This window comes from Arthrobacter sp. Y3222053, from assembly GCF_059092805.1.
Map to the genome: position 1 here is coordinate 523,314 of NZ_JBNHIA010000001.1, position 23,081 is coordinate 546,394.

The following is a 23,081-nucleotide window of genomic DNA, read 5'->3' on the forward strand; positions in this document are numbered from 1 at the left end:
GCCGGGACCCGCCCTGCGGCTTTCAGCCCGCCGCCCGGGCGGGCGCGGCTGCGCTCCGCGCTCCCGTTCCCACACAACCTCCGTCGACAAGGACCACCGCATGAGCCAGGACCAGACCGACGAACTGCTGGCCCTCAACAGCCGGATCAAGGACGACGTCCGTGAGAACTACGCCGCCTCCTGGATCGAGGACGGAAGCCTCCACATCGCGGTCACCAGCGACGCCGCGTCGCAGAGGGTGGCTGCCGCCGGCGCCGAGCCGCACCGCGCGCCCTTCACCGAGGATGCGCTGAAGGAGGCCCTGGACCGGGTGCTCGCCTGGACACGTTCCCCCGGCGGGCCCGAAGTCCACCTCCACCGCGCGCTGCTCAACGGCCGTGAAGGCTGCGTGGTGCTCCACGTCCCCGCGGAGGAGGCACCGGGGCTCCAGGAGGCGGCGCGCCGCGACAATCCCGGCCGGGGCGTTCCGGTCCAGGTGCGGGCCTCCGCAGGCCTGGCACAGCCTTACCCCCGGAAGGCCCCCTAAACGGCTTCGGACCGTTCCACCCCGTTCCGGTGAACCCTAGACTCGCTGGGAACGTCAAGCAGTTGGCGTGGCATCCGGCCTCATTGGGAGTCCCGTGAACCGCAGCTTCCTCACCCGCGTCCGTCCCCGTACAGCCTGGCTCGTCCTGCTCGGCTGCGCCGTGCTCTGGACCGCCGGAGCCCTCAACCTGCTCCGGCCGCCGGCCGGCACGCCGCCCATGGCGATGCTCCTGTTCCTGTACTTTGCCCTGATCGCCGTCATCCTCAGCTTTGCCCTCGGGGCCGGGGCGGCGGCCATCCTCTACCGGCACTACCGCTCGATGCGCGGCACGCCGGACGCGGCAACGGAGGACGCCGGCACCCGCCCTCCCGGAGGGTAGCCGGCTCCGGCCAGCTGCCTGCACCCGGTTTCCGCCTGCCGAAGACAGTCCCGGAACCCCGCGCCGCGCATAAAACACCACCTCCGGACCAATGGGGCAGTTGAAACCTAAGGTTACTTCTGTTTTTGTTGTCCTAAGTATGCTTTCGGTTCGACGGCCTGGCCCGTCCCTGAGGTGGTATTCGAGGCGCTGCATGAACAGAATTGATGTCCCGGGCGATGGCCCGGCTCCCCAGCGGCGCCGCGGCGGCGACCTGCAGGTGGCCCTCCAGAACGAGATGGTGCAGGAGCACCGGTACCTGGCCGAGACCGCGGCCGGCAGCTACCGCGCTCCGGGCCGCGAGGCGGCGGACCTGCGCCAGGTCGCCTACGTGGGGCTGATCAAGGCCGCCCGCCGGTTCGACCCGTCCAAGGGCGAACACTTTCCGGCCTTCGCCCTGCCCACCATCCACGGCGAGCTCAAACGCCACCTGCGCGACAACGGCTGGGTGATCCGCCCGCCGCGGCGGCTGCAGGACCTGCGCACGGCCGTGGCCAAGACCCAGCCCGGCCTCAGCCAGCGGCTGGGCCGGGAGGCGACGGCGCAGGACCTCTCCGCCGAGCTGGGCGAACCGGTCCAGGACATCCTCGAAGCGCTGGCCTGTTCGGGCAGCATGCGGCCGGAGTCCCTGGACGCACCGGCCCCCGGCGGTGCGGCACTCGAGCCCGAGGACCCCCAGGGACCGTGGACCGAACGCTCCGATGACGTGCTGATGCTTCGCCAGGCCATGCGCGGACTTCCGGAGACCGAACGGCAGCTGCTGTTCCTGCGATATTTCCATGAACTGTCCCAGCAGGCGATCGGCGAGCGCCTCGGCATGACGCAGATGCAGGTGTCCCGCCGGCTGGCCCGCGTCCTGGTCAAGCTCCAGCTGCGGCTGCTCGGCACCCCGGAACGCTCCGACGGGAAAGGCAACGCGCCGTCCGGGATGAACGCGCAGTCGGCCTGACCCGCGTCCCGCGTCGGTCCCGCCGCCGGGCGGCGGGAGCGACGGGTCAGATCACGTCGAGCTTGCCGACGGCGGCCAGCACGTCCTCCACCGTGACCGCCAGCAGTGCGGGGTCCGGATCCGGCGAGAAGGTCTCCCCGCGCCGCACCGATTCGTCGGTGAGCGCGATGTGCGGCCCCGGCGGCGGACCCCATTCACTCACCGGTGCCGGGCCGAAGATCACCACCGAGGGCCGCTCATACGCCGAGGCCAGATGTGCGGCGCCGGTGTCGGCGGACACGACGACGGCGGCCTCGGCAATGACGGCGGCGAAGCGGTCCAGGCCCAGCTCGCCGGCGGCGACGGTCTCCAGCGGCAGGCCCGCGCGGTCAGCCACCGCCAGGGCCCGGGCCCGCTCACCCTGGCTGCCGGTGAACACCACCGGCAGGCCGGCGTCGGCCAGCTGGCGGGCAACGGCGGCGAAGCGCTCCACCGGCCAGAGCCTGCTGCCGTACGCGGCGCCCACGTGGATGACCGCGGCGCCCGGCACCGGAGCGGGCACGGCCGGCCGGTTCAGTTTGTAGTCCAGCGGATCGGCCTCGATGCCGTGCCAGGAGACCAGGCGGGCCCAGCGCTCCCGCTCGTGGATGCCGTGCTCCCATTCCGGACCGTCCCAGCCAGGGGATTTGTGCCCGATGACGCGGGCCGCCTGCAGGGCCTCCAGCCGCTGGCGGCTTTCAGCGCCGTTGCCGTGCAGGTTCACCGCGACGTCCACCCGGCCCGGCTCCAGGGGCACGGGAACGTCCAGCCCGTGCATGGGCAGCAGCTCGTCCACGCTGCCGACCAGCTCGACGATCGGCCGCAGCCACGGCTGTGCCGCATAGAAGATCCGGTGCTCCGGGAAGGCCCGGCGCAGGCCGCGCAGGGCCGGTACGGCCACCAGCAGGTCGCCCAGCTTCAGGGCGCGCAGGGCGAGCACCTCGGGGCGCCCGTCCCGGGCGGGGGTGTTTTCGTTCTTCAAGTCGGCGTCCTTCCGGCGGGCGTCAGTGCACGGCTTTCATCCTGCCAGACGCCGGAACAGGCACCGCCTCCGGGTGCCGCCGCGGCCGGGCCGGGCTACCCGCGCCGCGTGAGCGCCTGCAGCAGGGCGGCTGCGGTGCCGGCGTCGTCCACGGTGACCACGAACTGCCGCCCGTTGCGCCGGCGGACCTGCAGCGCTTCGCCGGTGCGCAGCACCACGCCGAAGCGGCCCGGGGCGGAACGCAGTCCCCATCCGCCGAATTCGCCCATCGGGTTCACCGTCACCGCCTCGGCGGAGGCGACGTCGTCGGGCGCGATATGGAAGCGGGGCAGCCCCGCCACTGAGGTCACCGTCAGCCCCTGGCCGTCCACCTTGACCCGGAACGCCGTGGTGGTGGCCGCGGCGGCCAGCAGCACCAGGGTGACGGCGGTGAGCACCCAGGCCAGGTTGGCCTCTGCCCACAGCCAGGCGGTCACCGTGCCGGCCAGCGCAGCGGTGACCGCCCCGAGGATGAGCAGCAGTCCGGGCAGCGCCAGGGACGCCTCCCGGAACCAGACGGCCCGCTCTCCGGCGCGCAGCGGCAGCGGCCGGGCTGGAACGGCGGGGACGGGCGGCGCCGGGGCCGGCTGCACCGCCCAGGCCAGGGCGGCCACAGTCAGCCCGGCGGCCGTGGACGCCAGCAGCGGAAGACCGATGCCCGGTGCCTGCCGGGCATCGGCGAGGCCTGCCTGCATGAGCTGTCCCCAGGTCAGGACCGTGCACAGGAGCACGGTGAACCCGGGCACCAGGGCTCCGAGGAAGCGGTAGCTGGCACCGCCGTCGCGCAGGCCCGGCAGGGCGGAGAGGACCATCAGCGCCGGCACCAGCGCGCCGAAGACAGTGGTGAGCAGCACCGGAAGCCAGGGCGGGCCGAAGCCGTCCGGGCCCTGCCCGCCCCAGTGCACGGCGACCGGATCCGGCAGCGATCCCAGGGCCGCCAGCTGCAGCGCCAGGGCGGCGGCCACGACGACGGCGGGCACGGCCACCGCGACCAGCAGGAAGCGGCGGCGGGCGGAAGCGGTGTCAGCGCTCATGGGCAATCTCCTTCACGTATTCAGCCAGGGTCTCCGGCGACAATCCGAGCGCGCGCGCCTTCGCGGCCAGCGCCAGCACGTCGTCGTGCAGGGCGGCCAGCGGAGCGGCCGCCTCGGTGACCACCGCGCCGCGGCCGCGGCGCAGCTCGATCAGTCCTTCGTCGCGCAGCTCCTGGTAGGCCCGCAGCACGGTGTGCACGTTGATGCCGAGGCCCTGGGCCACCTCCCGGGCGGCCGGTAGACGTTCGCCGGGGCGCAGCCGCCCGGCTGCGGCGTCGGCGCGGATAGAGGCCGCCAGCTGCGCGAACAGCGGCTGACCGCTGCCCGGATCCACTCGCATCAACATGTTCTTATTCTACTACCACTAGAACAACCCAAGGTGGGGCAAGAAAATCCCGCCCGGCTGTTTCATTTCCCGCCCGGCTGGGCACAGGACAGGTATGGAACACCAGCCGAAGCCGCCGGTACGCGCCGTCCTGTTCGACCGGGACGGCACCCTGGTCTTCGACGTGCCCTATAACTCCGACCCGGAGCTGGTCCGCCCGATCCCCGGAGCCGCCGAAGTGCTCGACCGGCTGCGGGCCGAGGGTGTACCCACCGGCGTGCTGACCAACCAGTCCGGCATCGCCCGCGGGCTGCTGGACCGCAGCCAGGTCGACGCCGTCAACGCCCGGGTCGAGGACCTGCTGGGCCCCTTTGACCTCTGGGAGATCTGCCCGCACGGCCCCGACGACGGCTGCCCCTGCCGCAAGCCGGCCCCCGGCATGCTGCTCTCGGCCGCCGAACGGCTGGGCCTGGCCCCCGGGGAACTGGGCTTCATCGGCGACATCGGCGCCGACGTCGACGCCGCCCGTGCGGCCGGCGCCCGCGGCGTCCTGGTCCCGACACCGGTCACCCGCGCCGAAGAGGTTGAAGCCGCCGAACTGGTGGCCGGTTCCCTCGCCGAGGCCGTATCACTGCTGCGGGGGCCCGCATGAGCCGGCGGGTGCTCGTGGCCCGGCTGGACAGCGCCGGCGACGTCCTGGTCTCCGGGCCGGCCGTGCGCGCCGTCGCCGCCGCTCCGGACACCGAGGTGCTGCTGCTGTGCGGGCCCCAGGGAACCGCCGCGGCACACCTGCTGCCCGGCGTCGCCGAGGTCTTCACCTGGTCCAGCCCCTGGATCGTGGACCCGGCCCCGCAGGCCACGCCCGAACACCTGGGCACGCTGCTGGACTGGGTGCGCGCCAGGGACATCGACGAGGCCGTGATCCTGACCAGCTTCCATCAGTCCCCGCTGCCGCTGGCGCTGCTGCTGCGCACCGCCGGGGTGGCGAAGATCAGCGGCGCTTCCGTGGACTACGCCGGCTCGCTGCTGGACGTGCGGCTCAAGCCCGGCGAGGACTTCCCCGAGGACCAGCCGGAGGCGGAGCGGGCCCTGCGCATCGCCGCGGCCGCCGGCTACCGGCTGCCCGCCGACGACGACGGCCGGCTCATGGTGCGCGGCATCCCCGAGGTCACCGACCTGGTCGGCGACGGCCCGTACGTGGTGGTCCACCCCGGCGCGGCCGTGCCGGCACGGGCCTATCCGCCGCTGCACAACGCCGCCGTGGTCGAGCTGCTCACCGGCGCCGGCTACCGGGTGGTGGTTACCGGCGGGCCCGGCGAGACCGACCTGACCGCCACCGTGGCAGGCGTCGCCGCCCTGGACCTGGGCGGGCGCACCGACATGCCCACCCTGGCCGGCGTGCTCGCCGGCGCGTCCTGCGTGGTGGTCGGCAACACCGGCCCGGCCCACCTGGCCGCCGCCGTCGGCACGCCGATTGTCAGCCTGTTTTCCCCTGTTGTTCCGGCCGTCCGTTGGGCACCCTACAAGGTGCCGCTGGAACTGCTCGGGGACCAGAACGCCCGGTGCCGCAACAGCCGCGCCCGGGTCTGCCCGGTTCCCGGACATCCCTGCCTGGCCGGGGTGAACCCCGAACAGGTTCTGGAGGCCGTCGTCCGGCTCACCACCGGCGTCACGTCACTGCGCACCCGCAGAGAAACGAGGAATGGATGAACATCCTGGTCTGGCACGTCCACGGCGGCTGGATGGAGGCCTTTGTCCGCGGCAGCCACCGCTGCCTGCTGCCCGCCACGCCCGACGGCGGCTCCTGGGGCCTGGGCCGCGGCGGCCGGGCCTGGCCCGACAACGCGGTCGAGGTGGCGCCCGGGGACCTGCGCGGCCACGACATCGACGTCGTGGTGCTGCAGCGGCCCGAGGAGATCGCCGAAGTCGAACGGCTGACCGGCCGCCGCCCGGGCCGCGACCTGCCGGCCGTGTTCCTGGAGCACAACACACCCAAGGACGGCCGCGTCCCCGACAGCCGGCATCCGCTGGCGGACCAGAACGACATCCCGATCATCCACGTGACCCACTTCAACGCCCTGTTCTGGGACACCGGATCCGCTCCGGTCCGGGTCATCGAGCACGGCATTCCGGACCCGGGCCTGCTGTACACCGGCGAGCGGGACCACCTGGGCGTGGTGATCAACGAGCCGGTGCGCCGCTGGCGGGTGACCGGCACCGACCTGCTGCCGCACTTCGCCCGGGCCGGGCACCTGGAGGTGTTCGGCATGGGCGGCGACGGGCTCAACGAGGCCACCGACCTCGGCCCCGACGAGCTGACCGTGCGCGGCGACCTGTCCGGCGGGTCCCTGCACCCGGCCCTGGCCGGCTGCCGCGCCTACGTCCACCCGATGCGCTGGACCTCGCTGGGCCTGTCCCTGCTGGAGGCCATGCACCTCGGGATGCCGGTCATCGCCCTGGACGCCACCGAAGCGGCCCGCGCGGTGCCGCCGGAGGCCGGAGCCATCTCGGCCAGCGTCGATGAGCTGTGCCGGGCGGCCGCCCGGCTGATCGAGGACCCGGACGAGGCCCGCGCCCGCGGCAGGATCGCCCGCGAGGCGGCCCTGGCCCGGTACGGGCTGCAGCGGTTCCTCACCGACTGGGACAACGTCCTCTCCGACGTCGTTTCCTCCCGTCCCGGCGCCTCCGCGCCCGGGCACCCCGTCACCGATACCGGCGTCCTCTCCACGGCCGGTGGAAGGAGCGCCCTGTGAGGATTTCAATGGTTTCCGAGCACGCCAGCCCGCTCGCCGCGCTGGGCGGGGTGGACGCCGGAGGGCAGAACGTGCACGTCGCCGCCCTGTCCCTGGCCCTGGCCCGCCGCGGCCATGAGGTCAGCGTGTACACGCGGCGGGACGATCCGGCGCTGCCCGAACGGGTGGCGGTCGCCGAAGGCCTGGAGGTGGTGCACGTGGACGCCGGGCCCGCCGAGGCACTGCCCAAGGACACCCTGCTGCCCTACATGGAGGACTTCGCCGCCGGCATCTCCGCCGACTGGGGCGCCAGCCCGCCGGACGTGGTGCACGGCCACTTCTGGATGTCCGGCGTCGCCGCCCTCGACGCCGCCCGCCGGCTGGACGGCCCCGGCTATCCGGTGCCGGTGGTCCAGACCTTCCATGCCCTGGGCTCGGTGAAGAAGCGCCACCAGGGCGCCGAGGACACCAGCCCCTCCGAACGGACCTGGCTGGAACCGTCGGTGGGCCGCAACGCGGACCGGGTGGTGGCCACCTGCTCCGACGAGGTCTTCGAACTCAAGGCCCTGGGCATTCCCGGCAGCCGCATCTCGGTGGTGCCCTGCGGCGTCGACCTGTCCCTGTTCGGAGCGGAGGGGCCGGTGGAGCCACGCGGACGCACCCACCGGATCGCCACCATCGGCCGGCTGGTGCCGCGAAAGGGCATGGACCTGGTGATCCGGGCGCTGGCGCTGATGGCCGGGCAGGGCATCGACGACGTCGAGCTGCTGATCGTCGGCGGCGGCAGCGACTCCGCCGGGCTGGACCGCGATCCCGAGGCCCGGCGCCTGAAGGCGCTGGCGAAGGAGCTCGGCGTCGAGGACCGGGTGGTGATGCGCGGACAGGTGCCGCGCGAACAGATGCCCGCCGTGCTGCGCAGCGCCGACGCGGTGGTCTGCGCCCCCTGGTACGAGCCGTTCGGCATCACCCCGCTGGAGGCCATGGCCTGTGGCATCCCCGTGGTCGCCTCCGCCGTCGGCGGCCTGATCGACACCGTGGTCCACGGCAAGACCGGGCTGCACGTGCCGCCCCGGGATCCGGAAGCGCTGGCCGAGGCGCTCGCGGAGCTGCTGGGCCACCCCGCCTACGCCAGGCGCCTGGGCGCCGCCGGCCTGGCCCGCACCAACGCCCGCTACTCCTGGGATCGGGTGGCCGCGGACACCGAGAAGGCCTACCAGGCCACCGTCACCGCCAGCCCGCGCCGCCGGCTGCAGCCGCTGGGAGGGCAGGCCCTGTGAATCCGCTCAGCATCCACCCCGGCACCACGCCCGCGGCCGTTCCGGCGCCCGCCGGCACCGCGACGGCACCGCGCAGCGACGGCCCGGCCCGCGACGCCGTCCGCGAGCACCTCGAACACCTGGCCCCGGCCATCAGCTCGCTGCAGGAGCAGGCCGGGCGGCTCACCGCCTGGGGCGTGGACCTGGCCCGCCGGCTGCACGCCGGGCACCGCCTGCTGGCCGCGGGCAACGGCGGCTCCGCCGCCGAGGCCCAGCACCTCACCGCCGAACTGGTCGGACGGTTCGACGGCGAGCGGCGCGCCTTCTCGGCGATCGCCCTGCACGCGGAGACCTCGGCGGTCACCGCCATCGGCAACGACTACGGCTTCGAGGAGCTCTACGCCCGCCAGGTCGCCGCGCACGGCCGCCCCGGCGACGTGCTGGTGCTGCTCTCCACCAGCGGCCGCAGCCCCAACCTGCTGCGCGCCGCCGCCGCGGCCCGCACGGCGGGCATCACCACCTGGGCCCTGACCGGCTCGGCCCCGAATCCGCTGACCGAAGCCTGCGACGACCACGTCGCCATCCAGGCCCGGTCCGCCAACGCGCAGGAAGCGCACCTGATCGGCGTCCACATGCTCTGCCGCGCCTTCGACGCGGAGATCGCCCGCCTGGACGCGGAGGCGGCCGCGGCGCCCGGCACGGCGGACCCGGAAGCCGGACCATCCCCCTCAGCAGCCGAGTCCGCACAGGAGGCACGGGCATGAACATCGTGGTGCTGGGAGACGTGCTCCTGGACATGGACATCGCCGGCGAGGCCCAGCGCCTCTCCCCCGACGCGCCGGTACCCGTCGTCGATGTGGGCGCCGTGCACCGGCGGGCCGGCGGGGCGGGCCTGGTGGCCCGGATGCTGGCCCGGGACGGGCACCGCGTCACCCTGGTGACCGTCCTCTCCGACGACCCGGCCTCCGAGGACCTGCGCGCCGCCCTGGCGGGCATCACGGTCATCGCCGGCCCCTCCGGAGCGCCGACGCCGGTGAAGACCCGGGTGCGGGCCGCCGGACAGGCGGTGGTCCGCTTCGATGAGGGCTGCGCCCCCGCCCCCGTGCCGGAGGCCACCGAAGAGATGCTCGCGGCGCTGAACGCGGCCGAAGCGGTGATCGTGGCCGACTACGGCCGCGGCATCACCGCCGTGCCCGCGCTGCGCCAGGCGGTGCAGCGGCTGGCCGGCTGCATCCCGGTGGTCTGGGATCCGCACCCCTCGGGCACCGACCCGGTGCCCGACGTCGCCGCGGTCACCCCGAACCTCTCCGAGGCGCTGCGCGCCACCGGCGGCTCCGGCAACAGCCTGCCCGCCGCCCTCGCCGCCGCCGAGGAGCTGCTGGGACGGTGGCAGCCGCGCGCCGTCGTCGTCACCCTCGGCGGGCAGGGCGCCCTGGTGCTCTCGGAGGCCGGCCTGCCGCAGGTGGTGCCCGTCCCCGAAGTGGCCACCTCCGATCCATGCGGGGCCGGGGACCGGTTCGCCGCGTCGCTGATCCTCGAACTGGCCGCCGGGGCCTCCGTGGACGACGCCGCCGCCGAGGCGGCGAAGGCCGCCGCAACGTTCCTCGCCGCCGGCGGCGTGGCCGGCCTCCAGCGGGAGAAGGAACCCGAACCGCTGCCCGGCGACGCCATGGACGCGCTGCGCGCCGCGGCCCGGACCCGGGAGGCCGGCGGGACCGTGGTGGCTACCGGCGGCTGCTTTGACCTGCTGCACGCCGGGCACGCCCGCACGCTCTCCGCGGCCCGCAGGCTCGGCGACTGCCTGATCGTGTGCCTGAACTCCGACTCCTCGGTGCGCCGGCTCAAGGGCGAGGCGCGGCCGATCATCGGCCAGGAGGACCGCGCCGAACTGCTGCTGGCGCTCGAATGCGTGGACGGGGTGATGATCTTCGACGAGGACACCCCCGAGGCGGCGCTGGAGCGGCTGCGCCCGGACATCTGGGTCAAGGGCGGCGACTACCGCGCCGACGACCTGCCCGAGACCGCGCTGCTGCGCAGCTGGGGCGGCGACACCGTGACCGTGCCCTACTACCCGGCGCGCTCCACCACCAAGCTTGCGGCGGCCCTGGCCAAGGTCGGCTGACCGGCCGGGCGCTCCGCGGAACGACCAACGATCCCCTAGGAAAGGAACACAGTGAGCAACACAATGGGCAATCCCGGACGGGTCCTCGTGACCGGCGGAAACTCCGGCCTGGGGGCCGCAGTGGTGCAGGCCGTGACCGCCGCCGGCGGCACCGCCGTCGTACTGGACCGCGACATCAGCGCCGTGTCCGGCGCCAAGGCCTTCCAGGCCGACGTCGCCGACCGCGCCTCCGTGGAGGCGGCGGTGACGCAGGCCGCCGAGGAGCTCGGCGGGCTGGACGCCGTGGTGACCGCCGCGGGCATCGACCGCTGCGGCCGGCTGGAGGACGTGCCCGCCGAGGAATGGGAAAAGGTCATCGGCGTGAACCTGATGGGCACCGTCTCGGTGGTCCGGGCGGCGCTGCCGTACCTGAAGGAGAGCCACGGCCGGGCCGTGACGGTGGCGTCCTCGCTGGGCATCAAGGCGGTGTCCGACGCGACCGCGTACTGCGCCTCGAAGTTCGGCGTGGTCGGTTTCAGCCGGGCGCTGGCGGCGGAGACGCGCGGTGAGATCGGGGTGACCACCATGATTCCGGCGGGCATGAAGACGCACTTCTTCGACGACCGCACCGAGCAGTACAAGCCGCAGGACGATTCCCGGCTGAACGATCCGCTGAACGTCGCCAACGCGATCCTGTTCGTGCTGAACCAGCCGAAGGGCTGCGAGGTGCGCGAAATGGTGATCTGCCACGAGGAGGAGGACTCCTGGCCCTAGGCCGGCAGGCGATCCGGCGCAGCAACCCACGACGGCAGGGCCTGCGGAGATGATTCCGCGGGGCCCTGCCGCCGTCTGCGCCGGAGATTCCCAACGCCGCCGCCCGGCGTCAGCGGGTAATCGCGAGATTGAAGCTGGGGCTGCGCAGCGCGCCCATCAGCGCCGCGAAGAGCAGGAAGTAATGCTCCGCGGCGCGGGCGGTGGCGATGCCGCCCAGATCGATCTGCTGCCCGGGCGCCCATCCCAGATCGACCAGCAGCGCCGACACGAGCTGCTTCGCCTCGGGATCGTTGCCGGAGAGAAAGACGCTCGTGGGCGCCGACAGGGTTGCCGGGTCCGCGCCGATCGGTCCGGGCACGGTATTGAGCGTCTTGACGACCTTCGTTTCCGGAAGGGCCTGCTGCAGCCGCTCCCCCAGGCTGGAGTCGGAGTAGATCAGCTCCATCTGCGGATCCACGGCGTTGCCGATGGCGATCAGGACGCGGCCGGCGAGGTCCCCGCGCAGGGCCGACAGCGTCTCGAGCGAGTGGGCCGCGGCGAGCGCGCTGAGGACGACGGAGCTGCGGGCTATCGCCTCCGTATGTCCGAAGACGGGCCCCGGCAGGCCCTCACCGCCGAGGAACTTGCCGCCTACTTCGCGCTGCGCCGGGCCGGAGACCTCCTCCAGCGGGCCGTGACCGGCCACCTGAGGCCCTACGGGCTGACCGAGGTGCAGTTCACTGTGCTTGCCCAGCTCCGTTCCGAAGCCGGGGGAATCGGCATGGGTGAGCTGGCCAAGGCCCTGGTCGTCTCGAAGGGCGGGCTGACCTACCAGGCCAAGCAGCTCGAAGCGCGGGGCCTGGTCGCCCGGGTCGCGGACCCCAATGATGACCGCGCTGTCCGGATGACCCTCACTGATGAGGGACGCGCACTGCTGGACAAGGTCCTGCCGGAACACATCGCCCAGGTGCGCGAGCTGTTCTTCGATCGGATCGACGCCGCGGCCCTGCACACGGTACGGACCGCGCTGGAACGCATCGGCTGAGGTTGCCGCGGGCCTGTCCACCGCGGGGCCGTGGCCGGCGGCAGCCTGTGCACCTGCCGTGAGGCGGACCCCGGTGCCCGGTACACCTAGACCGGAACCAACCCGATCTGCGCGCAGCCCTCCCGCAGCCCCTCCAGACCGAATGCCTCCACCGGACCCAGAACTCCGGGCTCCACGTCGTCCCGGTCCCGCAGCTGCTGCGCTGCCCATGCGACGAGTTCTCCGGTAAGGGTGTACGTGCCTGGCCCTTCCAACTGCACGGCGGCGAGCGTTGCGCCGGCGGCATCAGCAACCGTCGCCACCACCTGGGTGCGGGTCCGGCCCCGTTCGGCGGCGTCCGGGCCACCCGGCCGGCCGATCAGCGGCCGGGTCAGGGCGTCCACCATCCGGCGGCCGCCGGCCGTGCGCGCAGCTGCCTGCGGCAGGGCCGCCAGGACGCTGAGCGGGCGGCTCAACGAGGCAAACCAGCCGTTCCAGACGGTGACCGTGTTCAGGTTCGGGAACCGGCCGGGAAGGAAAAGGACCTCGCTGCCGGACGCCAGGACGGCGGCTTTGGTGCACCCGTCCGCCGTCGGAAAGCGGTGCACCCGGCCGGCCGTCCGTTCCTGGACGAACTCCCCGCGCAGCCAGCGGAGGGAGGGCAGGGTCAGACCGTCGCGCAGAGTGGTCCGGGTGCCCTGGCTGAGCCCGTTCCGGGTTGCTCCCGTGACAAAATAGCCGACGTCGAGGACCCGCCCGGTGTCACCTGCCTGCCGCGCGGCGAGCGCGCCGGCCAAAATCCCCGGCACATAGTCGTAGCCAAAAGCGGGCAGCAGGACCGCGCCGCTCCCGGCAGCCGTCGCGGCGTACCGCTGCTGCAGGGTACGGATGAAGCCCACTTCCCCGGTGGTGTCCAGATAGCGCGCGCCGGCCTCTGCTGCTGCCGCCGCGACCGGCAGCCCGAACCGCTCGAAAGGCCCCACGGTGCTGATGAGGACGTCACCTTCCCGCAGCAGGCCGCGGATCGCTGCCCGGTCTTCGGCGTCGGCAACCGCCGTGGCCAGCCCGCCCCGTTCATCGGCCAGTGCCTCCAGCGCGGCGGCCCTTCGGCCGACGATCAGCGGCCGGATGCCCCGTTCCAGCAGTGCGTGCAGGACCAATCCGCCGGTGTATCCGGTCGCGCCGAGCAAAACCACTTGTCCACCCATGCTGCCTCCTCGTCCGGGCCGCTCCATCTGCGCTGACTATATGCCCGGCCCGTGCACTGCCGGTCCGCATGGAGCGGGAACCGAAGTTCCAGCCCCGAAGCAGCCGCGAGTCCAGCACAGGGTCAGCCGAAAGTCGCACGCGTAATGAGGACCTGCGCCGGATGCGCCGGCGGAGCCGCCCGGGCAGACTTTCGGCATGGCTTCCACACCCGCTGCCCTTTCTGCCCGGCCGGCCCGCAGACGACTGCGCCATGCCCTGCTCCTCCTCAGCGCAGGATCGCTGGCCCTGACGGCCTCCGGTTGCAGCGAGCTGCCCGCGGCGGAGGCAACTGAACCGGCTCCGTCAGCGCCGGCCTCTGTACTGCTCTCCCGGGAGGACGTGGACTCGTGGCTCCAGGACGTCGTTCCCCGCAGCCTCGAATCGACCGGCATTCCCGGAGCCGCCGTCACGGTGGTCGCGGACGGCCGGATCCTGACTCCGCGCGGCTTCGGCCGGGCGGACATCGGTGGGGACGGCGCCGCTGCCGACGCCGGCGGGGGCAACCGGGAGGTCGACGGCGAGCGCACCGTGTTCCGGATTGCGTCCGTGTCGAAGGCGGTCACCGCCACGGCCGTGATGCAGCTGTCCGAGCGCGGCGAGCTGGACCTGGACGCCGGCGTCGCGCAGTACCTGGACTTCGACCTGCCGCAGCCCCTCGGCGAGATCACGCTGCGGCACCTGCTCACCCACGCGGCGGGGTTCGAGGAACGCGTCCGCGGGCTGATCTCCGCCGAGGCCGCCCCGGCCCTGCGGCAGGCGGTGGCGGTGGACCCGCCGGAACAGGTGTTCGTTCCGGGCGCGTTGCCGGCCTACTCCAACTACGGCAACGCGCTGGCTGGCTACATCGTGGAGCGGGTCACCGGGCTGGCCTTTGCCGAGTACGTGCAGCGGAACATCCTGGATCCGCTGGGCATGGAGTCCTCCAGTTTCGAGCAGCCGCTGCCCCCGCATCTCGCGGGGCGGCTGGCTGCGGGCCATCCGGACGCCGCGCAGCCGGCACTGCCCTTCGAGTACGTGGCCGCGGCGCCCGCCGGCGCCATGTCCGCCACCGCGGCCGATATGGGCCGTTTCATGCTCGCCCATCTCGGCGCCGCACCGCCGTCGGGCTCCATGCTGCGGCCGGAGACCCTCGAGCAGATGCACGCGCCCGCCCTGACGGCGGCCGAGCTGGGCGGCCTGGCCGAGGGGCGGCGGATGGCCCTGGTCGAGGTGCGCCCCGTCGTTCGGCCCGGGAGCGCCTGACTGCCCGGACCGGGCCGTGCCGGGCGGAGCGGGCCCGCGTGGGCTTGACCGGCGGCACGGCACCGCCGATCGTGGGCCCATGGAACGCATGCGTGCCGGGGTCCTCAGGCGGCCGCACGTCGGGCCTGCCACCGTGCTGGACCGGGCGTTCTTCGTCTTCGGCGGCGTGGCCGCCGGCTGGTTCGCGGTCCTGCTGCTGGAGGAGAGCCTGAGCTGGCGGCATCTCTGGTTCCTCGTGCTTTTCTGGGCGGTACTGGCGTATCTGGTGCTGCCACGGCTGCACCGGATCCTGACCCGCATCTACATTCCCGACTACTTCATGGGCCGCACCCGCACCAGCGACGGCTTGTTCGGCGACGCAGTGAACCTGGCCTTCCGCGGCGGTGAGGGCCCGTTGCGGACCGCGTTGGAGATGGCCGGCTGGACCGCCGCGGACCCGGTGACGCTGCAGAGCAGCCGACGTATCGTCACCGCCAGCCTGCTGCACCGCAGCTACCCGCAGGCCCCGGTCAGCCCGCTGTTCCTGTTCGACCGGCAGCAGGACTTCGCCTACCAGCAGGAGCTCGACGGCGATCCGCGCCGCCGCCACCACATCCGGTTCTGGCGCTGCCCGGAGGGCTGGATGCTGCCCGGCGGGACTTCGGTGGACTGGCTTGCCGCAGCCGAGTACGACAGCGCCGTCGGCCTGTCCTTCTTTACTTTGCAGGTCACGCACCGGATCGGGGCGGACATCGACCGGGAGCGGGACCACGTGGTGTCCTCGCTGACCGACGCCTGCCCTCAGATCACGGTGGACGTGATCCGGGACTTCTCCACCGGGTACCACTCCCGCAACGGCGGCGGCGATTCGTTCGTGACGGACGGGGACCTGCCGGTGCTCGACGTCGGCAGCGTCCCCGCCCAGCCGGGCGGCGCCGTCGCGCCGGCGGCCGCAAACGTACCGCGCCGGCCGCTGCAGACCTCGGTGGGCGCCGCTTTGGTGTTCCTGCGCGCCTCTGCCGCGCTGGTGGTGGCGTGGGCGTTCCTGGCGCAGCCCGGCGCCGGGCCCTGGCGCTCGTTCCTGCTGGGCGAGGGGCAGGACGTGGCGGACCTGGGCAGCGCCAACACCATCACCGGACTCGCCCTGGCGGCCTTCGCGTGCGTGGAGGCGGCGCTCGGCGTCGGCATCCTCCGCGGCGGCAACGGGGCGCGGCTGGCGTCCATGTCGCTGAGCGCGGCGGCGATTCTCGGGCAGATCACCGCGGTGTCCGCGGGCGGGCCGGCGGTGCCGCTGGAGAGCAACCTGGCCGGCTACTCCCTGGACGTGCTGCTGATCCTGGCCCTGTCCAGCCGACAGGCGCGCCTTTACGCGCACCGCGGCGGGAACGGGAGTCCGGTGCAGGCCCGTCCGGGTGAGTTGAAGCGGACTCTGTAGGGTGGGCCCATGACAGCCGTGCCGCCGACCCACCTGCCCTATGCCAAGGCCGCCGCCTACGGCGCCGTGGCCCTGATCCGGCCAGCGGACTGGCCGGCCGGCCTCCGTCTGGCGTACGTTTGGCTGCCCGGGTCGATCGCGGCCTGGGGCGTCCTCGCCGCGGCGCGGGCCGAAACCGGCCCCGGCAGCACGGACAGCCCGGAGCGGCCCGCAAAGGAACCGACGGCCGCCGACGGCGCCGCCTCCGCGGGCGGTCCTACGCCGATTGGCGCGGCGGACAGCATCGTGCCGGGAGGGCACCTCGCGCCGGTTCACGGGCGCTGGGGCAGGGCCGCGGCCATTGCTGCCGGAACGGCGTCCCTCCTCGCAGCCGTGCAGCTGGTCCGGCTGAAGGCCGATGCCATGATCGAGGACCGGCTGCGCCGTCGGGGAGCCCTGCGGCCCCGCGTCTGGATGGCTGCCGGCGTCGTCGGCGGGCGGCTGGCGTTGGCCGCCGCCGCCCGCGCCGTCCTGGCCGCCCGGACCAGGCCGGCCGGCCACCCCGACGCCGCCGGCCCCGCCGCGGAAGCCGCCCGGACTTGAGGCGGCCTTAGTAGGCTGGACCGATGATGTCTCTGCCTCCGCCCGTTGTCTCCCTGGCCACCGCCGCCGCATCCGGCGCGCTGACCCTGCTCCGCCCCGCCGACTGGCGTCCCGCCGTCCGCCGCGCCTATGTCTGGCTGCCCGGAGCGGCCGTTGCCGGCGGCGTCCTCTGGACCACCCGGCCGGGGCGGAAGAGCGATGGGAAAGCCGGAGCCCCGGCCGCCGAGTTCCCCGCAGGACCGACACCCGCGGCCCCGGCGCCGGCGCCCGGGACCGATGCCGCCGGTGCGGGATCTGAACCCCGAAAAGCCCTGGCCGCGCGTGCCCTCGTGTCGGTGACGGCGGCGGTGATCATCACCGCGCTGCAGGCCGGCTCCCTGAAGGTGGACGCTGACATCGAACGCCGGCTGGCCGGCTACGGCCTCCGCCACCCCCGTCGCTGGATGGCGGCGGGAGCAGCCGCCGCTTCACTGGCCCTGGATGTCGTGCGGGATGCTTCGGAGTCGGGCCGCCGGAAGCCCCGGGGCTAGGGCCGGCCGGCCCCAGACGTACCGGGGCCGGGCCTGCCGGGCCCCGGGGCTTACCGGGACCCGTCTTTGCCCGACGCGGCGTCCGGCCCGGGCGCCTGCAGCCGGCCTGCCCGGAGGCGGCTCAGGACGGCGGCGCCGACGACGCCCAGCACGGCGGCGCACAGGACCGGGCCCCAGCCCGTCAGCAGCTCCATACTGAAGGCTGTTCGCGCCGACTGGGCCATCATCGCCCATTCGCCCAGATAGACGCGGCTGCCCAGGGCGGCCTCGACACCGATCAGCAGGGCGGGAAACACCCACAGCAGGGCCAGGTCCACCAACCAGACCGCGGCCAGGACAGCGCGCGCCGGCCCGGTCCGGGTCCCGGCAGTCGTCCCTGCGGTCGCTGCAGGCCATCCGCCGGCCCCGCCAAAGGCCGAGTACCAGGCCAGGGCGAGTCCGACCAGGACGGCGGGCACCCAACCGATCAGCAACAGCAGCTGGACCGGGACGTCCGAGGACTCAAAGGGCGGCACGGTCCACAGCAGCAGCCATTCGGCGAAAGGCACCGCCGCCAGGCCGATGCCCAGGGCCACCGCACCGCCCCGGCGCGCGGCGACCAGCAGCAGCACCACGACGGCCAGCGCCGTGGAGGCCAGGACGCCGCCCAACAGCCCCGAGCTGTACAGCTCGCTTGCGCTGCCCGGACGCAGGCCGTCCTCGAGCAGCCCGAAGGACTGGTCGGTCGCCGCCAGCTGAACCGTCAGCAGCCCGATCGCTGCGGCCACGACGGCGACGCCGCCGCCCCGCACCCACCGGCGCAGGGCAAGTCCGGCCGCCAGTCCTCCGGCCGCCATCAGGGCCAGCAGGCCGCTCGTCAGGTACTGGCTCAGGGGCAGGGCACTGAGCGGCATGGCCTCCGGCAGCGTCGGTTCCGCCCAGAGGTTCTGCAGCGGCAGCCGGGCGCCGGTGGCCAGCCAGGGTGCGAGGCCGACCAGGGCGGCCAGCAGCCCGATGCCGAAGCCGCCGGCCAGGCGGGCCGCCACCGGCGGACGGGGACGGGCCCCGCGGGCGGTGCCGGCGTTTGCGCCGTCGTCGGCAGCCGAAGGCCGCTCCACGGCTGACTCCTGCAGGCGCGTGGGCGCCCGGTGCCGTGCCTGTTGTCCCATGTGTCCCCCCGGCCGTCCGTGCGGTGCCGATCGCGCAGGCCCTGGCCGGCCTGATGTTGACCGGCTCCGGCTGCGATGGGTGTCAGCCTAACCGCTGGCTGCCGGCCCGCACTGACGCGGCGGCACGCTCATCACCGCGCCGTGGACGGGGCCGGCACGCCGGTGACCTCGCCGGCAGCCGGAGCGCCGCCGTCGGCGTCATGTCCGTCGGCCTGGACGGCGGGGGTGAACGCGGCGAGCATCGCCTGCCGGTCCAGCTGGCCTTCCCACCGGGCGACCACGAAGGTGGCCACGCAGTTGCCGAGCAGGTTGACCACCACCCGCATCGAATCCATGAGCCGGTCCGCGCCCAGCAGCAGGGCCACGCCGGCGACCGGGAACAGGCCGAGCGCGGCCGCCGTCGCCGACAGGGCCAGGAACGATGAACCCGGCACCCCGGCCATGCCCTTGGAGGTCAGCAGCAGCACGCCCAGGGCGGCGATCTGCTGCTCCAGGCTGAGGTCGATGTTGAAGGCCTGGGCCAGGAAGACCACGGAGATGGACAGGTAGATCGCGGCGCCGTCGAGGTTGAAGGAGTAGCCGGTGGGCACCACCAGTCCGGTGGTGGCGCGCGAGCAGCCGGCGTTGGTCAGTTTGGTCATGATCCGGGGCATCACCGATTCGGTGGAGGCCGTGCCCAGGGCGAGCAGGAACTCCTCCCGGGTGTATTTGATGAACTGCCAGAGCGGAACTCCGGCACAGACCCGGGCGATCACGAACAGGATGCCGATGAACAGCACGGCGGCTCCGTAGCAGGCGGCGATCAGCTTGGCGTAGGTGCCGAGCGTCGCCAGCCCGTACTCACCGATGATGAAGGCCATGGCCCCGAATGCGCCGATAGGGGCAAGCCGCATGATCCAGCCCATGACCTTGAAGATGATCTCCAGCGTGGCCTCCATGACCTTCAGCACCGGCTCGCAGGTTTCGCGGCCCAGCACCACGGCGGCCGCGCCGAAGAACACGGCGAAGAACAGCACCTGCAGCAGCGAGTTGCTGGCAAAGGCGTCGAACACGCTCACCGGGATGACGTTGAGGATGAACTCCGACGGCGAGGCCACCTCCGCCGAGGTCTTGGCCTCCAGCTGCGAGGTTTCCAGGGTGCCGGGGTCGATGTTCAGCCCGGCGCCGGGGCGGACGAGGTTGGCGACCAGCATGCCGAAGACCAAGGCGAAGCTGGAGGCGCCGAGGAAGTAGGCCAGGGCCTTGGCGCCCACCCGGCCCACCGCGCTGACGTCGCTGATGTGCGCGATGCCGGTGACGATGACCAGGAAGATCAGCGGCGCAATGATCATCTTGATCAACCGGATGAATCCGTCGCCGAGGACCTTGAACGCCGCTCCGACCTCGGGCCACAGCGTACCGACAAGGACGCCGAGGACCACGGCCACCAGCAGCTGCACGAACAGGGACGTGTACCAGCGGGACCGCGGCGGCGTTTGTACGAGACTCATCCCGCCACGCTAGGCAGCGGCGGTTTCCGTTGCGTTTCCCGCGGGAAACGTTCCCTTTACCGTTCCCGGGCGGCTGTTTCGGCGGTGCCCGAGGGTTCCTGCCCGCCGTCGTCGTCGGGCTCCCAGCGCAGGAGGTCCCCGGGCTGGCAGTCCAGCACCTCGCAGAGCGCCTCGAGGGTGGTGAACCGGACGGCTTTCGCCCGGCCGTTCTTCAGCACGGCCAGGTTGGCGGGCGTGATGCCGATGCGTTCGGCCAGCACGCCCACCGGCATCTTGCGCCGGGCGAGCATGACGTCGATGTCCACAACGATCGGCATCAGATCACCTCGTCCAGCTCGCTGCGCAGGTGCCGCGCCTCGGCGTCGCGCGCCACGGCCTGGGCCAGCAGCGTGCGCATCACCAGCACCACCAGCGCGACGGCGGCTACCGTCACCGTCGCTCCCCCGATCAGCAGGACGATGCCCGGCGCCACGGCCTCGCCGGGCGCCAGCACGACGCCGAGGGCCACCAACAGCACCGCGGCGGCGGCGACGGCGCCGATGATGAGGTCCACCCAGCGGAAGGCGTCATGGGAGAAGACCGTGCCGCGCCGCGCCATGGTCAGCAGCCGCCACACGCAGATCAGGGTGAGCTGGAAGCAGACGATGCCCAGCAGCACGATGACAAGGATCGGGAGGCGGACGACGCCGGCGCCCGCCTCGGCGAGGTCGGCGCCCAGCAGCGGCACCATGACCGCCTGGACGAACACCGTGCCGGCCAGGACCAACGCCAGCAGGACGTGCAGGGTGAGGATGGTGAGCCGTCCCATGGCTCCTCCTTCGAATGGGTAACGGCTCATATCTATCGAATTTCGAGAGGTGAATCAAGGTGCGGCGGAAGATCGCTTGACGGCGTCGCGCCGTTTCGTCCGGATCCCCCCGGTTCGGCCGGTTTCTCCGGTTTGTCCGTTTCCTCAAGGTAGAGCCGGAGGAAACGGACAAACCGGAGGCCCAGTGACAAAGCGGAGGGAACGCCGGGCGGCTACGGTGCCGAGTCCACCACGGAGGTGGTCACGGCGGTCCAGGCCGAGGCGGTTCCCGCCGGAATGCCTTCCACATCCTCGAGCAGGATTTCGCGCTCGCCGATCATTTGCCCCGTCGCCGGATCGACGATGATTTCCCGGCGAGCTTCATATCGGCTGGATTGCATGCCGAGCGACACACCGGTGCGGCCGTCCAGCGTGGCCTGCTCGTCCACCACGGTCAAACCTGGGATCAGGGCCGCCGCTTTATACAGAGCCGCCCGAAGGTCCGCCGGCACGATGACGCCTTCTCGGAGGGTGTCCGCAATGGTGGTAAAGGCTTCCTCGTAGGGCGCATCGCCCTTGCCTTGGCCGCGCTGATAGTCGTAAATCAACTCCAGCAGCGCCTCAGGGTCCCGCGGCGCGGTGGCAATCGCTTCCTCCAGCGGCATATCGCCCAAGATCTTAGGGCCGAGTGCAACGGGCCCCAGCTCTTCCCCATATGGCCGCCATTGACCGGCAGGTGCCCGCCAGACCTCAGCCTCGTTCAATGTTCCGTCCGCTTCCCGTTCGGCGGCCTGACGTTCAGCCTCCTGCCGGGAAGCCTCGTCGAAGAACTGCACGGGTTCCGTTGGCTGCCGGACCCAGACCCATTCGCCGGTTCGATCCGCCGGAACGTAGAGCTGGTGATCCTGGCTCGCCAACCAGACGAACTCTTCGCCGTTCGCCGCGACAGTGGCGGTCGTATACACGGCCTTGGTGTCGATCGACAGGTACTGCCCTGGTGCAAGCACCGGGTCGGAGGCCTCGATCGTCGTCGCAGCTGCGTTGAGCACTTCGGCTGCGGAGGCAGTTGTCGCCGGACTGTCACCGGAGCCGACGACGTCGAAAGTCACCACCGAGGCGACGATGGCCGCCGCAGCCGCGGAGGCAACCAGCACCCGCCGCAAGAGACGGCGGGGCCGCAGCACCTGACCCCCGCCGTGTCCGGCACCGGCGGACCCGCCCGAGCCGCCAAAGCCGGTGTCGGACGCGGCACCGGACCCGCCGGCGTCGGACCCGCCGGCGTCGGGCCCGGCCGCGGCGTGCGCCAGGGAACGGCGCTCTTCCTCGGCGGCTTTTTTCATGAGCCGTTCGCGGCCGGCGGCCAGGACCGCCGGCGGAACGGTTTCGGCGGTGTTACGCGTGGCGCGAAGCAGCTGCAGGTCGTCCATGATCACTGTCCATTTCATCCAGGAGGGTGAAGCCGAGGTCCGCCCGAAGCTTCCGCCGGGCGCGGTTGATTCGCGAGCGGACGGTGCCAATGGGCACTCCGGTCGCGGTGGCGATGCCCTCATACGTCAGGTCCGCCCAGACGTAGAGCAGGATCGCTTCGCGGTCGATGTCGGCCAGCGCCTGCAGGGCCTGGCCGATACGGGCACGGGCGCCGTCGGCATCAGCCCGCGCGTCCACCAGGTCCAGCCCGTCAGCGGTCTCGGCCCGGCCGCTGTTCCGGGCCAGCGCCCGCAGCATCCGCGACTCTGCCCGATGATGCCGGCGCAGCAGGTTGGTCGCGATGCCGAACAGCCAGGGCCGCACTGCCTCGTCCGGACCCTCGAAGGTCTGCCGCCGCTCAAACGCGATCAGGAAGGTCTCCGCCATCACGTCTTCGGCGGCGAAGTCACCGGCCCGCCGGGCGGCGTACCGGTAGATGTCCGGCGCGTGCCGGTCATAGAGTTCCCCAAAAACGGCCGGACCCCAGCGCGACCGTTCCACCAGCTCTTTGTCTGTGTTCACGCTCTGTAATGCCCGCTCACCGATAAAGGTTCACGGTCTGCTCCGATTTCTTTTCGCGGGAGCCGTCTCCCTGCCGGTCGGGGCATTCCGGTGACTGATCCAACCCCCGCCCAACCTACCCGCCGTCGGGCACCCTCCCTGTCCAACGCTCCGGGCCGGTCGGCCTCTTATGTGTCGGCCCACCCTGGCGAGTCCACCACTTCCTACCCAGAGCCCTCCGCTTTCCGACGGCCCCTCCGCTTCGCAGTCAGCCCCTCCACTTCGGCCGTTTCCTCCAGGTAGAACCGGAGGTAACGGTCAAAGCGGAGGGGAACGCCGCCAACTGGAGGGAAACGCCGCCAAGTGGAGGGCCCCTGCGCGAAACGGAGGGAAGCGGCACTGCCATCCAATGGACGGCCGCCGCACCCGCCGTCGGCGCTGCACACCGGAAGGTTTGGCCATCGCTGCAGCCCTCCAGCAGACTTGAGCGGGAACGGGCGGCGTCCGATCAGGTC

26 protein-coding genes are annotated in these 23,081 nt (G+C 72.6%); 15 read left to right on the forward strand and 11 right to left on the reverse strand.

All coding sequences use genetic code 11. From position 1 onward, the window contains the following. Positions 1–100: 100 nt before the first annotated feature. From AC5RUW_RS02475 to AC5RUW_RS02485, 3 genes are all read left to right on the forward strand, one after another. On the forward strand, positions 101–526 hold the full coding sequence (locus AC5RUW_RS02475; RefSeq protein WP_494159235.1) for a hypothetical protein: 426 nt from the start codon (positions 101–103) through the stop codon (positions 524–526). A 94-nt stretch (positions 527–620) separates the two neighbouring features. After that, positions 621–905, forward strand: a complete 285-nt coding sequence (locus tag AC5RUW_RS02480) for a hypothetical protein (protein ID WP_494159236.1) — start codon at positions 621–623, stop codon at positions 903–905. A 193-nt stretch (positions 906–1,098) separates the two neighbouring features. Beyond that, positions 1,099–1,893 carry a sigma-70 family RNA polymerase sigma factor gene (locus AC5RUW_RS02485; RefSeq protein ID WP_494159237.1) on the forward strand — a complete coding sequence of 265 codons (795 nt, stop codon included), beginning with the start codon at positions 1,099–1,101 and terminating at the stop codon, positions 1,891–1,893. A 46-nt stretch (positions 1,894–1,939) separates the two neighbouring features. Here the strand turns inward: AC5RUW_RS02485 and AC5RUW_RS02490 are convergent, their stop codons facing one another. The 3 genes from AC5RUW_RS02490 to AC5RUW_RS02500 form a co-directional block, all read right to left on the reverse strand. Next, positions 1,940–2,893 (reverse strand): glycosyltransferase family 9 protein, encoded by a 954-nt coding sequence (locus AC5RUW_RS02490; RefSeq protein ID WP_494159238.1) that lies wholly within the window; start codon positions 2,891–2,893, stop codon positions 1,940–1,942. A 95-nt stretch (positions 2,894–2,988) separates the two neighbouring features. After that, entirely contained in the window at positions 2,989–3,966 is a 978-nt protein-coding gene (locus AC5RUW_RS02495) for a DUF1648 domain-containing protein (protein ID WP_494159239.1), read from the reverse strand. Continuing rightward, positions 3,956–4,312, reverse strand: a complete 357-nt coding sequence (locus tag AC5RUW_RS02500) for a GntR family transcriptional regulator (RefSeq protein WP_494159240.1) — start codon at positions 4,310–4,312, stop codon at positions 3,956–3,958. The genes AC5RUW_RS02495 and AC5RUW_RS02500 overlap by 11 nt, the downstream gene beginning before the upstream one ends. A 94-nt stretch (positions 4,313–4,406) precedes the next feature. On the opposite strand from AC5RUW_RS02500, the gene AC5RUW_RS02505 reads away from it, so the two are divergent. The 7 genes from AC5RUW_RS02505 (at position 4,407) to AC5RUW_RS02535 (ending at position 11,154) form a co-directional block, all read left to right on the forward strand. Then, positions 4,407–4,943 carry a D-glycero-alpha-D-manno-heptose-1,7-bisphosphate 7-phosphatase gene (locus AC5RUW_RS02505; protein ID WP_494159241.1) on the forward strand — a complete coding sequence of 179 codons (537 nt, stop codon included), beginning with the start codon at positions 4,407–4,409 and terminating at the stop codon, positions 4,941–4,943. Further along, positions 4,940–6,001 carry a glycosyltransferase family 9 protein gene (locus AC5RUW_RS02510; protein ID WP_494159242.1) on the forward strand — a complete coding sequence of 354 codons (1,062 nt, stop codon included), beginning with the start codon at positions 4,940–4,942 and terminating at the stop codon, positions 5,999–6,001. The genes AC5RUW_RS02505 and AC5RUW_RS02510 overlap by 4 nt, the downstream gene beginning before the upstream one ends. Next, on the forward strand, positions 5,998–7,044 hold the full coding sequence (locus AC5RUW_RS02515) for a glycosyltransferase (RefSeq protein WP_494159243.1): 1,047 nt from the start codon (positions 5,998–6,000) through the stop codon (positions 7,042–7,044). The genes AC5RUW_RS02510 and AC5RUW_RS02515 overlap by 4 nt, the downstream gene beginning before the upstream one ends. After that, positions 7,041–8,300, forward strand: coding sequence for a glycosyltransferase (locus AC5RUW_RS02520; protein WP_494159244.1), 1,260 nt, complete (start codon positions 7,041–7,043; stop codon positions 8,298–8,300). Before AC5RUW_RS02515 ends, AC5RUW_RS02520 begins: the two co-directional genes overlap by 4 nt. Continuing rightward, the gene (locus AC5RUW_RS02525) at positions 8,297–9,043 is read left to right on the forward strand and encodes a D-sedoheptulose-7-phosphate isomerase (RefSeq protein WP_494159245.1); all 747 of its coding nucleotides are present in this window, start codon (positions 8,297–8,299) and stop codon (positions 9,041–9,043) included. Before AC5RUW_RS02520 ends, AC5RUW_RS02525 begins: the two co-directional genes overlap by 4 nt. Further along, positions 9,040–10,401: a PfkB family carbohydrate kinase gene (locus AC5RUW_RS02530; protein WP_494159246.1), complete on the forward strand. Its 1,362-nt coding sequence runs from the start codon at positions 9,040–9,042 to the stop codon at positions 10,399–10,401. Before AC5RUW_RS02525 ends, AC5RUW_RS02530 begins: the two co-directional genes overlap by 4 nt. Before the next feature lie 63 nt (positions 10,402–10,464). Beyond that, positions 10,465–11,154: an SDR family oxidoreductase gene (locus AC5RUW_RS02535; RefSeq protein ID WP_494159551.1), complete on the forward strand. Its 690-nt coding sequence runs from the start codon at positions 10,465–10,467 to the stop codon at positions 11,152–11,154. Positions 11,155–11,263: 109 nt separating this feature from the next. Here the strand turns inward: AC5RUW_RS02535 and AC5RUW_RS02540 are convergent, their stop codons facing one another. Continuing rightward, entirely contained in the window at positions 11,264–11,839 is a 576-nt protein-coding gene (locus AC5RUW_RS02540) for an NADPH-dependent F420 reductase (RefSeq protein WP_494159247.1), read from the reverse strand. Between AC5RUW_RS02540 and AC5RUW_RS02545 the strand changes: the two genes are divergently transcribed. Beyond that, positions 11,828–12,178, forward strand: a complete 351-nt coding sequence (locus tag AC5RUW_RS02545) for a MarR family winged helix-turn-helix transcriptional regulator (protein WP_494159248.1) — start codon at positions 11,828–11,830, stop codon at positions 12,176–12,178. The genes AC5RUW_RS02540 and AC5RUW_RS02545 overlap by 12 nt on opposite strands. Before the next feature lie 86 nt (positions 12,179–12,264). Here the strand turns inward: AC5RUW_RS02545 and AC5RUW_RS02550 are convergent, their stop codons facing one another. After that, on the reverse strand, positions 12,265–13,365 hold the full coding sequence (locus AC5RUW_RS02550) for a saccharopine dehydrogenase NADP-binding domain-containing protein (protein ID WP_494159249.1): 1,101 nt from the start codon (positions 13,363–13,365) through the stop codon (positions 12,265–12,267). Positions 13,366–13,561: 196 nt separating this feature from the next. Between AC5RUW_RS02550 and AC5RUW_RS02555 the strand changes: the two genes are divergently transcribed. From AC5RUW_RS02555 to AC5RUW_RS02570, 4 genes are all read left to right on the forward strand, one after another. Next, positions 13,562–14,647, forward strand: coding sequence for a serine hydrolase domain-containing protein (locus tag AC5RUW_RS02555; RefSeq protein ID WP_494159250.1), 1,086 nt, complete (start codon positions 13,562–13,564; stop codon positions 14,645–14,647). Between the two features lie 79 nt (positions 14,648–14,726). Then, a complete protein-coding gene (locus AC5RUW_RS02560; RefSeq protein ID WP_494159251.1) occupies positions 14,727–16,061 on the forward strand; it encodes an LssY C-terminal domain-containing protein in 1,335 nt (444 codons plus the stop codon). A 9-nt stretch (positions 16,062–16,070) separates the two neighbouring features. After that, positions 16,071–16,643, forward strand: coding sequence for a hypothetical protein (locus tag AC5RUW_RS02565; protein ID WP_494159252.1), 573 nt, complete (start codon positions 16,071–16,073; stop codon positions 16,641–16,643). Positions 16,644–16,666: 23 nt separating this feature from the next. Next, positions 16,667–17,173 carry a hypothetical protein gene (locus AC5RUW_RS02570; RefSeq protein WP_494159253.1) on the forward strand — a complete coding sequence of 169 codons (507 nt, stop codon included), beginning with the start codon at positions 16,667–16,669 and terminating at the stop codon, positions 17,171–17,173. Positions 17,174–17,223: 50 nt separating this feature from the next. Here AC5RUW_RS02570 and AC5RUW_RS02575 read toward each other — a convergent pair whose 3' ends face one another. The 6 genes from AC5RUW_RS02575 to AC5RUW_RS02600 form a co-directional block, all read right to left on the reverse strand. Beyond that, entirely contained in the window at positions 17,224–18,270 is a 1,047-nt protein-coding gene (locus tag AC5RUW_RS02575) for a hypothetical protein (RefSeq protein ID WP_494159254.1), read from the reverse strand. A gap of 182 nt (positions 18,271–18,452) precedes the next feature. Beyond that, on the reverse strand, positions 18,453–19,811 hold the full coding sequence (locus AC5RUW_RS02580) for a cation:dicarboxylate symporter family transporter (protein WP_494159255.1): 1,359 nt from the start codon (positions 19,809–19,811) through the stop codon (positions 18,453–18,455). A 56-nt stretch (positions 19,812–19,867) separates the two neighbouring features. Next, on the reverse strand, positions 19,868–20,128 hold the full coding sequence (locus tag AC5RUW_RS02585) for a helix-turn-helix domain-containing protein (RefSeq protein WP_494159256.1): 261 nt from the start codon (positions 20,126–20,128) through the stop codon (positions 19,868–19,870). Then, positions 20,128–20,619 (reverse strand): DUF2975 domain-containing protein, encoded by a 492-nt coding sequence (locus AC5RUW_RS02590; RefSeq protein WP_494159257.1) that lies wholly within the window; start codon positions 20,617–20,619, stop codon positions 20,128–20,130. Before AC5RUW_RS02590 ends, AC5RUW_RS02585 begins: the two co-directional genes overlap by 1 nt. Positions 20,620–20,831: 212 nt before the next feature. Continuing rightward, a complete protein-coding gene (locus AC5RUW_RS02595; RefSeq protein ID WP_494159258.1) occupies positions 20,832–22,025 on the reverse strand; it encodes a CU044_5270 family protein in 1,194 nt (397 codons plus the stop codon). Next, entirely contained in the window at positions 21,991–22,587 is a 597-nt protein-coding gene (locus tag AC5RUW_RS02600; protein WP_494159259.1) for an RNA polymerase sigma factor, read from the reverse strand. Before AC5RUW_RS02600 ends, AC5RUW_RS02595 begins: the two co-directional genes overlap by 35 nt. Positions 22,588–23,081: the final 494 nt, after the last annotated feature.